General features: G+C 60.1%; 11 protein-coding genes and 3 pseudogenes. 13 read left to right on the top strand and 1 reads right to left on the bottom strand.

Annotated features, from left to right (window positions below; genetic code table 11):
* The first annotated feature begins 28 nt into the window (after window positions 1-28).
* The 13 genes and pseudogenes from BPET_RS07700 to BPET_RS27490 all read left to right on the top strand — a co-directional run bounded on the left by BPET_RS07700 (window position 29) and on the right by BPET_RS27490 (window position 9,869).
* Window positions 29-334 carry a YciI family protein gene (locus BPET_RS07700; protein WP_012248451.1) on the top strand — a complete coding sequence of 102 codons (306 nt, stop codon included), beginning with the start codon at window positions 29-31 and terminating at the stop codon, window positions 332-334.
* 12 nt (window positions 335-346) lie between these two features.
* A complete protein-coding gene (locus BPET_RS07695) occupies window positions 347-649 on the top strand; it encodes a Dabb family protein (RefSeq protein ID WP_012248450.1) in 303 nt (100 codons plus the stop codon).
* 14 nt (window positions 650-663) lie between these two features.
* Complete coding sequence (locus BPET_RS07690) at window positions 664-1,254, top strand: malonic semialdehyde reductase (RefSeq protein WP_012248449.1); 591 nt, start codon at window positions 664-666, stop codon at window positions 1,252-1,254.
* A gap of 13 nt (window positions 1,255-1,267) precedes the next feature.
* On the top strand, window positions 1,268-1,888 hold the full coding sequence (locus tag BPET_RS07685) for a glutathione S-transferase family protein (RefSeq protein ID WP_012248448.1): 621 nt from the start codon (window positions 1,268-1,270) through the stop codon (window positions 1,886-1,888).
* Window positions 1,889-1,908: 20 nt separating this feature from the next.
* On the top strand, window positions 1,909-2,526 hold the full coding sequence (locus BPET_RS07680; RefSeq protein ID WP_041862791.1) for a glutathione S-transferase family protein: 618 nt from the start codon (window positions 1,909-1,911) through the stop codon (window positions 2,524-2,526).
* Complete coding sequence (gene gorA / locus BPET_RS07675) at window positions 2,523-3,890, top strand: glutathione-disulfide reductase (protein WP_041862790.1); 1,368 nt, start codon at window positions 2,523-2,525, stop codon at window positions 3,888-3,890. Before BPET_RS07680 ends, gorA begins: the two co-directional genes overlap by 4 nt.
* A gap of 18 nt (window positions 3,891-3,908) precedes the next feature.
* Window positions 3,909-4,226, top strand: a pseudogene (locus BPET_RS25910) (acyl-CoA thioesterase); the annotation flags it as partial.
* A pseudogene (locus BPET_RS07670) lies at window positions 4,202-5,569 on the top strand (dihydrolipoyl dehydrogenase family protein); the annotation flags it as partial. The pseudogenes BPET_RS25910 and BPET_RS07670, both read left to right, overlap by 25 nt.
* Window positions 5,570-5,677: 108 nt before the next feature.
* Entirely contained in the window at window positions 5,678-7,225 is a 1,548-nt protein-coding gene (locus BPET_RS07665; RefSeq protein ID WP_012248443.1) for a transposase, read from the top strand.
* A gap of 60 nt (window positions 7,226-7,285) precedes the next feature.
* The gene (locus tag BPET_RS07660) at window positions 7,286-7,804 is read left to right on the top strand and encodes an SRPBCC family protein (RefSeq protein WP_081482992.1); all 519 of its coding nucleotides are present in this window, start codon (window positions 7,286-7,288) and stop codon (window positions 7,802-7,804) included.
* A gap of 42 nt (window positions 7,805-7,846) precedes the next feature.
* Entirely contained in the window at window positions 7,847-8,365 is a 519-nt protein-coding gene (locus BPET_RS07655; RefSeq protein WP_012248441.1) for an aromatic-ring-hydroxylating dioxygenase subunit beta, read from the top strand.
* A gap of 81 nt (window positions 8,366-8,446) precedes the next feature.
* On the top strand, window positions 8,447-9,214 hold the full coding sequence (locus BPET_RS07650; protein ID WP_012248440.1) for an SDR family NAD(P)-dependent oxidoreductase: 768 nt from the start codon (window positions 8,447-8,449) through the stop codon (window positions 9,212-9,214).
* A 181-nt stretch (window positions 9,215-9,395) separates the two neighbouring features.
* Window positions 9,396-9,869, top strand: a complete 474-nt coding sequence (locus BPET_RS27490) for a helix-turn-helix transcriptional regulator (protein ID WP_012248439.1) — start codon at window positions 9,396-9,398, stop codon at window positions 9,867-9,869.
* 29 nt (window positions 9,870-9,898) lie between these two features.
* Here the strand turns inward: BPET_RS27490 and BPET_RS25900 are convergent.
* Window positions 9,899-10,105: pseudogene (locus BPET_RS25900) on the bottom strand (DUF3363 domain-containing protein); the annotation flags it as partial.
* Window positions 10,106-10,158: the final 53 nt, after the last annotated feature.

The following is a 10,158-nucleotide window of genomic DNA, read 5'->3' as shown; positions in this document are numbered from 1 at the left end:
GGTTGAATTTCCTATCCGTATCCGTAGCATGATCTACGTTCTGCACCTGCTCGACAGGCCTGGCACCGAGGCGCTGCGGGCCGAGGTGCGCCCCAGGCACAAGGCCTACCTGGCCCAGGTGGCCGATCGCATCGCGTTCGCCGGGCCGCTGCTGTCGGCAGGTGGCCAGCACGGGGTCGGCAGCCTGCTCGTGATCGAATTCGCCAACGCGGCGGCAGCGCAAGTTTGGCTCGACGCAGAGCCCTTTACCCGCGCCGGCCTGTACGCACAGACCCTCGTTCACCCCTTCGAGAATCTCTGGCCGCAGAAGGCCGGATTTCCACCCCAACCCTGAACCAAGCCCACCATGATCAAGCACATTGTGATGTGGAAGCTCAAAGGCAGCACGCCCGCTGAGCGAAAGCTGAATCGCCATATCGTAAAGCACGCCCTAGAGAGCCTCCGGGGCAAGGTGCCCGGGCTTTTGCGCCTGGAGGTGGGGCTCGACCAGAGTGATGTCGACTACGCATTCGATGTCGTGCTCTACAGCGAGTTCGAGTCGAGCGCTGCGCTGGCCGCCTACGCCGATCACCCGGAGCATCAACGAGTACGGCGCGAGATGAGCGATCTGCGCGTCCAGCGCCATCAAGTCGACTACGCCATCAACTAAAGGAACCAAGCCCCATGAGTCACCGAATCGATCCCACCGCCTGGGCCGCCCTGTTTACCGAAGCACGCAGCCAGAACGGCTGGCTCGACAAGCCGGTCGGCGAATCGCTATTGCAGGAGTTGTACGAGATCACGCGCATGGCGCCTACATCGATGAATTGCCAGCCTGCGCGATTCGTCTTCTTGACCACCGAATCAGCCAAGGCCAGGCTCCTGCCGGCCCTGATGCCCGGCAATGTAGAGAAGACCCGCAGCGCGCCGGTCGTGGTCATCGTGGCCTACGACAGCTGCTTCTATGAGGAGATGCCTCGCATCTGGCACAACCCCGCCGCACGCGACATGTTTGGCGGCAATTCGGCACTGGCCGCGAGCACCGCGTTTCGCAACGGCTCGCTGCAGGGCGGCTACATGATGCTGGCGGCGCGCGGGCTTGGGCTCGATTGTGGCCCGATGAGCGGCTTTGCCACCGACAAGGTGGACGCAGAGTTCTTCCCCGATGGCCGCTGGAAATCCAACTTCCTGTGCGGCCTAGGCTACGGCGACGCCACCAAGCTGATGGCGCGCCAGCCGCGCCTGTCTTTCGCGGAAGCGTGCCTCATTCTTTAAGGCTGGCATTCACATGATCACGCTGCACACCTGGGCCACGCCGAACGGGCGCAAGATTTCCATTGCGCTCGAAGAGCTAGGCCTACCCTACGAGCTGCGCGCCGTGGACATCGGCCGTGACCAGCAGTTCGCGCCCGAATTTCTGGCGCTCAACCCCAACAACAAGATTCCGGTAATCGAAGACAGCGACGGTCCCTGCGGGCAGCGCCTGGTGTTGTTTGAGAGCGGCGCGATCCTGCTCTACCTGGCCGAGAAGTCCGGTCGACTGCTGCCTGCCGATCCTGTCGCGCGGCTGCAAGCGATCCAGTGGCTGATGTTCCAGATGGGCGGAGTCGGTCCAACTTTCGGGCAGACGCACCATTTTCGACGCTACGCCCCCGAGCAGACTTACGGTTTGCAGCGCTACTCGAAAGAGACACACCGCCTTTACCGGGTGCTCGACGGCCACCTCGCACACTCGACCTACCTCGCGGGTGACGAGTACACGATCGCCGATATTGCCACGTATCCGTGGATTGCCCGCTTCGAGCTGCACGCATTGCCGTGGAATCAGGTGCCACACGTCAAGCGCTGGTTCGACACGGTGGGCGAGCGTGCCGCAGTGCGGCGCGGCATGGCAGTCCCAAAGATTTGAGCGCATGGAAAGGTAACGATATGCTGAAAGTACTGGGACGGGCAAGTTCATCCAATGTTCAAAAGGTCATGTGGTGCTTGGCTGAGTTGGCTCTGCCGAGTGAGCGGGTGGACTTCGGTGGCGCCTTTGGCGGCAACCGCGAGGAGACCTATTTGCGACTGAACCCGAACGGAGTGGTCCCCACGCTGATCGATGGCAATCACGTGGTTTGGGAGTCGAATACGATCCTTCGCTACCTTGGCAACACGCGGGGCGAGTCCTTGTACCCACCGCAACCTGCGCGTCGAAGCGAGGTGGACTGCTGGATGGACTGGCAGCTCGGGACGCTGAACAACGGCATCACGCCCTTGTTTCAATCAATTGTCCGCACGCCTGTAGATCAACGCCAGCCGGAAGTCGTCGAACAACACCGTGCGGCAACGGCACGCTGGATGTCGCTACTCGACGCGGCGTTGGCTCAACGCGAGTTCGTTGCCGGGCCGACACTTTCGTTGGCCGATCTTGCGCTTGGTCCCTCGGTCTATAGATGGTTCGAGCTACATGTCGAGCGGCCCAAGCAGCCGCACCTGCAGGCGTGGTACGAGCGCATGGCGAAACGGCCTGGGTTCCTCACCCATGTCATGGTCGGCCTGTCATGAAGGAGGTCGACCTCTTTGTCATTGGCGGTGGTTCGGGGGGTGTGCGCGCGGCGCGCATTGCTGCGGGCCACGGAGCAAGGGTTGCATTGGCCGAGTCGTCACGCATCGGCGGCACCTGTGTCATCCGTGGCTGCGTGCCCAAGAAGTTGATGGTGCTGGCTTCGCGCTGTTCGCAGGAGATCGACGTGGCCACCGCCTTCGGTTGGACCGTCGGTGAGCGCCGATTTGATTGGGAGCGCTTGCGCAGCAACATTGCTGCCGAGGTTAGCCGCCTGGAGGCCGCCTACACCAATGGGCTGTTGCAGGCGGGTGTATCCGTTCTGTACGACCGCGCGACCCTCGAGGACCGTGGCGTGGTTCGCCTTGCAGGCAGCGGTGAGGCTATCCGCGCCCGCCGCATCCTGATCGCGACCGGAGCACGGCCGTCGACCGCGGAGGAACTGCCGGGCGCGGAACTCGCGAGCGACTCTGACGCGTTCTTCGAGTGGCATTTGCAACCAGCACGCGTTCTGGTTCAGGGGGCAGGATACATCGCACTTGAGCTGGGGTGTCTCTTGCAGCGCCTAGGCTCGCAGGTCACGCTGGTGATGCGCGGCACGACCGTGCTGCGTGGCTTCGACAACGGTCTGCGCGAACATCTCCAGCAGGCCCTGTTCGAAACGGGCATGGCAATCGTGCCACGCTGCACGGTGACGGGGCTCACTCGCCACGCCGATGGCAGCATTCAGGCCAAGTTGTCTGACGGCAGTTCAGCCGCCTTCGATGCGGTCCTGCGCGCCACGGGTCGCCAGCCCAACACACGCGAGCTGAATCTGGAACAAGTCGGTGTGGCCACCACCGCGAGCGGCGCGATCGTCGTCGACGAGTGGTCGCAGACCTCGGTGGCGGGCGTTTACGCTATCGGCGACGTCACTGCACGGGCTTTGCTGACCCCGGCCGCCGTGCGCGAAGGCCACGCGCTGGCCGATACCCTGTTCGGTGGCCGCAAGGTGCCGGTCGCCCACGATCTGATTCCTACCGCCGTGTTCACCACGCCCGAGGCGGCCACGGTCGGCCTCGGCGAAGAGGGCGCGGCGGCCCGCTTCGGTGCGATCGACGTCTACGAGGCGCGCTTCAAGCCGATGAAGCACGCAATGTCCGCCCAACCCGGACACATGCTCATCAAGGTGATCGTGGATCGCGCTAGCGATCGCGTGCTCGGCGTCCACATCGTCGGCCCGGAGGCCGCCGAGATGATTCAGTTGGCGGGCATAGCGCTGCAAATGGGTGCGACAAAAGCACAGTTCGACGCCGTGCTTCCGGTACACCCGACCGCGGCCGAAGAAATCGTGACGCTGCGCGCACCGACGCGTCGCCACGGGTGAGCGGCCCGACTCAAGCCGATGGACCTGCCGCGCCACCAGACCGCGATGACCGTGCTGATGACACCAGACACAGTCAACTTCGCAGGCAATGTTCATGGCGGCACGATTCTTAAGCTGCTCGATCAGGTAGCTTACGCCTGCGCCAGCCGCTGGTCGGGTCAGTATGTGGTGACGCGCAGCGTCGATCAGGTGGTGTTTCGCGAACCCATTCATGTCGGCGAGCTCGTGACCTTTCTGGCCAGCATCAACCATACCGGCCGCTCGTCGATGGAAGTGGGTGTGAAAGTGCTTGCCGAGGACGTGCGCAGCGGTGCGGCCCGTCACGTAAAGCGCTGCTGCATGTGGCGGCCGTCATGGACGAGGTCAGCCACATGGCCGACCTGGGCGTGGACTTTGGCGCACCGGTGGTCAACATCGACAAGCTGCGCGGCCACAAGGAAAAGGTCATCGGCAAACTCACCGGCGGCCTGGCCCAGATGGCCAAGATGCGCAAGGTGACCACGGTGCGCGGCTACGGCGCTTTCGTCGGTGCCAACCACCTTGAAGTGGAAGAAACCACCGGCACCGGCCAGGACAAAACCGGCACCAAGAAGGTCATCGCTTTCAAAAAAGCCATCATCGCCGCCGGCAGCCAGGCCGTGCGCCTGCCCTTCATGCCCGACGATCCGCGCGTGGTCGACTCCACCGGCGCCCTGGCGCTCAAGGAAGTGCCCAAACGCATGCTGATCCTGGGCGGCGGCATCATCGGCCTGGAAATGGGCACGGTGTACAGCACGCTGGGCGCGCGCCTGGACGTGGTCGAGATGATGGACGGCCTGATGCAGGGCGCCGACCGCGACCTGGTCAAAATCTGGCAAAAGATGAACGCCAAGCGCTTCGACAACATCATGCTCAAGACCAAGACGGTGGGCGCCAAGGCCACACCCGAAGGCATTGAGGTGACGTTTGCCGCAGCGGAAGAGGGTGGGACCGCCCCCGCGCCCCAGATGTACGACCTCGTGCTGCAGGCCGTGGGCCGCACGCCCAACGGCAAGAAGATTGCCGCTGAAAAGGCCGGCGTGGCCGTCACAGACCGCGGCTTCATCAACGTCGACATCCAGATGCGCACCAACGTGCCGCACATCTTCGCCATCGGCGACATCGTCGGCCAGCCCATGCTGGCGCACAAGGCGGTGCACGAGGCGCATGTGGCGGCGGAAGTGATTGCCGGTGAACTGCAAGGCAACAAGGAGCTGGCCAGCGCCGCCTTCAATGCCCGCGTGATCCCCAGCGTGGCCTACACCGACCCCGAAGTGGCGTGGGTCGGCCTCACCGAAGACCAGGCCAAGGCCCAGGGCATCAAGGTCAAGAAGGGCCTGTTCCCGTGGAGTGCCTCGGGCCGCGCCATTGCCAACGGCCGCGATGAAGGCGTCACCAAGCTGCTGTTCGACGACAGCCCCGAAGCAGGATCAGGAGACGGCCATGCTGGCCGGGGCCACGGCAAGATCTTGGGCGGTGGCATGGTCGGCACCCACGCGGGCGACATGATCGGAGAGATCGCGCTGGCTATCGAGATGGGTGCGGACGCAGTGGACATCGGCAAGACCATCCACCCGCATCCGACGCTGGGCGAGAGCATCGGCATGGCGGCGGAAGTGGCGCATGGCAGCTGCACGGATGTGCCGCCTGCGCGCAAGTAAGTCCGCAGCCAAGCTACCCTGACAAGGCCCGAACTGGCGACGGTTCGGGCCTTGTGCTTTGCGTACCCAAACAATCGCCGCAGAATACTGTGCATTTGTACAGCATTCATGTCAGCCACTTCCAAGCCCAAGCTCTACAACCCACGCCACCCCGAACGCACGCTGCTGTACCAAACGGTAGCCGAGCACTACGAGACCTGGCTAGAGTTGGCCAGCGCGGGTCAGTTCGACGGCCAGGGCGACCACCACACCCCCAAGCCCTTCGTGCGCAAAGCGTTTGCCAAGTATCTTGAGTGCGGCATCTTTGCCCATGGCTTTGCCCGCGCTCGCTGCGGCGACTGTGGGCACGACTACTTTGTAGCCTTCTCCTGCAAAGGCCGGGGAGTCTGCCCCTCGTGCACCACCCGGCGCATGGTGGAGACAGCAGCGCACCTGAACGATCACGTATTCCCCCGCCTGCCGGTGCGCCAGTGGGTGCTGTCGGTTCCCAAGCGGCTTCGTTACTTCATGCAGCGCGACGGGCCAGTGCTCAATATGGTGCTGCGCATCTTCCTGCGGGTGATTGCGCAAAGCCTGCAGGCGCACTGCATTGGCGCGGCCAATGCAGACAAGGAAAGCCTGCACATCGGCGCAGTGGCCTTCATCCACAGGTTCGGCTCCAGCCTGAACGAACACGTCCACTTCCACGTCTGTGTGGTGGACGGGGTGTTTGAGGAGGTGGCAGGCGAGGGCAGCGCTGATGCCGCAATGCAAGTCTCTGCGTCAGGTGTCGTATTCCACCCTGCCACCGGCATCGATGCGACACCCGTGGCACAAGTGCAGACCACACTGCAAAAACGTATCCTGCGCGCCTTTGTGGGCCGTGGGCTGCTGGAGAACTTCGAGGCAAAAGAGATGCTGGGGTACAAACACAGCGGTTTCTCGGTGGATGCCGGGGTGTGCATTGAATCCCACGACCGTCCAGGCCTTGAGCGGCTCTTGCGCTATTGCGCCCGCCCACCCTTTGCGATGGACAGGCTGCGCAAAGAGGGAAGCAAACTGGTGTACCGCTGCGGCAAGCAGCGCAGCGAACCCACCAGCGACAAGCGCGGTGCCAAGGTTGATGAGCTGCACCTCACACCGCTGGAGCTGATCGACCGCATCGCCGCGCTGGTGCCACCGCCACGCACCCACCGGCACCGCTACTTTGGTGTGCTGGCACCCAACTCGCCGCTCAGGGCGGCGGTAACGGCGCTGGCCCAGCCTGCTGCGTCGCAACCAGCCACGGTGGAGACTGCACAACCTGGCGCGGGCGTACCTGGGGTGGCGGCGCCGGGCAACGCGGCCACACCCACACCCGAACCTGAAGCACGCCCGAAGCGAGCGGCGCATTACTTGTGGGCGGTGCTGATTGCCCGCATCTACGAGGCATTTCCGCTGCTGTGCCCCATGTGCGGTGGGCAGATGCGCATCATTGCCTTCATCACCCACAGCGCCGAAATCCGCCACATCCTGAACCACATCGGGGTGGAGTCTGCCCCCCCGCACATCACCCCGGCACGCGGGCCACCGCTGTGGGAGGGCTGCGACGCGCCGGTGGATGATGGTGCGCAAGGCGAGCCGGATTGGGATCTGGCAGCTCAACCCGACGAGGTAGACCAGCGCGTCAATTGGTGACCCAGTGAAGCGGCGGTATCCATCGCTGCGGGGAAGCAGCTGCACGCGCGCCAGGCCCAAATGCATACTGCCTCCCAAGCTCTTGCCATTGAGCGGCAAGCGAGCGCTCAACCTTCCTTGGCCGAACGTGTTTCGAGGCCCAAAACTCGTGCCATACTTGGCCTCATGCGGTTGAATTTCCTATCCGTTCGTGCCATACTTGGCCTCATGCGGTTGAATTTCCTATCCGTCATACTTGGCCTCATGCGGTTGAATTTCCTATCCGTGGTCTTCTCCTGGGTCCTCACTGAAAAAGAGGCTTCCGACGAGTGGAAGGCGTTGGCCAGGGAGACTTATGTGCGCACCTTTGGCACGAGCGGCATGCTGGAGCAGGATGATGCGGAAATGTGGAAGGGCATTACCCGGGTTACGAAAGGATACATCGCATCGAGGAATCTGAAGTTTATTTATCGCATGGGCATTGACCGTAAGCCAGAGCAAGGGGATTGGCCGGGTCCCGGTACCGTTTATCAGGGGGACTACAGCGAGGCGAACCAATTGAACATTTGGCGCCAATGGGAAAAGTTGATGTCCGAATAATCCTCTACAACGCATTGTAAAAATTGTAAAGGAGGAGTGAAAATGCAGGCTACCAGTATTAAGTTGGGGGATCCCACCTATTTCGAAGTCTTAGATTTTTTGCAAAAAGAAGCTGAGGTTTTGGACAATGGGGATTTCCGGGCATGGTTATCCATGTTGTGTCAGGAGATTCGCTACGTGATGCCCATCCGGACAACGCGGGAGCGCGTTCACGGAGAGGGTTTTGTGGAGAACATGTATCACTTCGAGGAGAATTATGCCTCCTTGAAGAAACGCGTTGAACGATTGGAGACGGAATTTGCCTGGGCGGAAGATCCTCCTTCCCGGACGCGGAGGTTTATCGACAATGTGCGTATCGAGCAGGAGACGGAGAATGAATGGAAGGTAAGGAGTTACCTGCTGTTAGCTCGGAGCCGTAGTAATGAACCCGATTACTATCTCATGACTTGCGTCCGCAATGATACGCTGATTCGAACGGAACAAGGGTTAAAGCTTAAGTCCAGGAAGATTTTGCTGGACCAAAGCACCCTGGGAATGGATAACCTGGCGGTCTTTTTCTAAAAACTATGTTTTCAGGGGGATAGCCCCCTGGGGTTCTTAACCTATATATGGATGAAAAAAAGTTTAAAGAGGAAAGAAAAAATGACGAAACGATTGGAAAACAAGGTGGCTTTCATTACCGGGGCCGCTGGGGGACAAGGGCGGGCTGCCGCAGTGGTTTTTGCCCGTGAAGGAGCAAAAGTGGCCGTGGTTGATGTAGACGAAAAGGGGATTGAAGAGACGGCTCGTCTTGTAAAAGAGACAGGGGGTGAAGCCATCGCCATCCGCTGCGATGTCTCCAATGAAGAGCAGGTGAAGGGGGCCATCCAAAAAACGGTGGATACTTTTGGAAAACTGACCACGTTGTACAATAACGCAGGCATTGCCCATAAAAATTTCATGATTCTAGCCCATGAGCTCAGTGTGGAAGAGTGGGAAAAGATCCAAAATGTGAACACGAAAGGCATGTTTCTTGTGGTGAAGTACGGAATTCCCGAGCTTCTCAAAGCGGGCGGCGGAACAATCATCAACACATCATCTACGGCGGGTCTGATTAACAGCCCGGGGGGACCTTCCTACACCGCTTCCAAAGGAGCCATTATCTCCTTTACCCGACATCTGGCTGCTACGTATGCTAAAAAGGGAATTCGGGCCAATGCCATCGCTCCGGGGTATGTCATCACACTGATGACAAAGGCCATGGAAGATCTACTCCCTGAAGTGGATAAGGTGGCTTCGGAAGCAACTCCCCTTGGCCGGGGAGCGCAACCGGAGGAGATTGCCAATGTGGCTCTCTTCCTTGCATCGGATGAGTCTTCCTTTGTGACAGGAGCCGTGATTGTAGCCGATGGCGGCATGACCATTGTTTAAATCATTCGAAAGGAGCAATTCCCATGTGGTTGGTGCGATTAACGATTAAAAAACCGATGAATCAGATCGATCCGAAGTGGTCTGTGTTCATACCCTATGGATTGGCGAAGAGGTCGAGTTGGAAAGTTTGTATATCGAACCAACTGCTGTAGCCATACAAGATCAAGAGCCACGGGTGGTAATGGTGGATGAGTTTGTCCGTGCATTCATCCATCACGGCTGTACATCTATACCTGTTAAGTATGATGAAGACGGTGCAGACGGACGAAAGGTTAAAGTGCTGCTAGATTCGTTGCAATCGCTGCCGGATGCCCCGTTTAATCTGCCGTTCCCTACTGAACCTAGACTACTTGAAGTTTGCTTGACAATTCAGAGCGCCCCACATCTAGCCCATACACTCGATGAGTCCGCAGGTCTTGCTCGCATGTCGTCACGTACATTTACTCGACATTTCCTGCGGGCTACGGGTTTGCCGTATCACACATGGCGACAACGCATGCGGCTTCTTGGCTCGCTTGAAATGTTGAGGTCAGACATTACAGTGACAGAGGTGGCATTAACAATTGGCTATTCCACGCCTTCGGCATTTACTCATGCCTTTAAACAGCTATTCGGCAAATCCCCCAGCCGTTTTACAAGACCAGAGCCTAAATAAAAAACGCCGAGACTAAGCAAGCCAAGTATCTACGATTGGGAGGATCGCTGCCGCCCGATCTTCCACGACACACCGCCACCACGCGCCGTCGCGACGATCCGCTGCCCCAGCCGCTGTTCAATCACCGGTCGCCAAGGCACCAGGCTGAATTCCATGCCGTCATCGAGGACGGCATAACGCCGGCTCAAGTCGTGAAAATGGTCAAAAAAAATTGAGAGCACCGGCCTGCCGTCGGCTCAACCGTGAACCGACAGAACACTGCTTCGACGTGCTCAGCCGACGTATCCAT

The organism is Bordetella petrii (genome assembly GCF_000067205.1).
GTDB classification, from domain to species: Bacteria; Pseudomonadota; Gammaproteobacteria; order Burkholderiales; family Burkholderiaceae_B; genus Bordetella_A; species Bordetella_A petrii.
Note: the sequence above shows the minus strand (reverse complement) of the source record. Positions and strands in the feature narration are given on the sequence as shown.